Source organism: Leifsonia sp. RAF41 (assembly GCF_052114085.1).
Taxonomy (GTDB): domain Bacteria; phylum Actinomycetota; class Actinomycetes; order Actinomycetales; family Microbacteriaceae; genus Leifsonia.
Genome location: NZ_JBFREB010000005.1, coordinates 1 through 394 on the forward strand (window position 1 = coordinate 1; position 394 = coordinate 394).

The 394-nt window shown below is 68.0% G+C and carries 1 protein-coding gene; it reads right to left on the reverse strand.

The annotated features are described in order from the left end of the window. The coding region (locus AB4Y74_RS17760) for a hypothetical protein (protein ID WP_441800481.1) at positions 1–394 on the reverse strand (394 nt) is incomplete at both ends.

A 394-nucleotide genomic window follows, 5' to 3' on the forward strand; every position in this document is an offset into this window, starting at 1 on the left:
TTCCAGGCTGGCCAACCGCCGCCATGGCTGCGCGCTGCGGTCGAACAGGCTCAAGCGGGTGTGCTGGTCGGCATCACGTTCGACCACCAGCAGCTGCTCCGCGTCTGCGCCGTACAACGCCTGCAATGGCTGCTCGGCGGGAACCGGAAGGCGATGCAGTTGTTCATCGCGCGGTGCGATCTCGTAGACAACCGCTTCGCCATGCTCATCGCGGCCCACCACCAGCAGATGCCGGCTGTCGGCCGACCAGTCGGGCGCCTGCCGTGCCTCGGGCTTCAGCCCCTCGATCGGCCGCAGCGACTCCGGCCGCTGCATGTCGGCCCACCACAGGGCGAAGCTGCCGGAACGATCGGAACTGAACACCAGTTGCCGCCCATCCGGTGCCACCATCGGT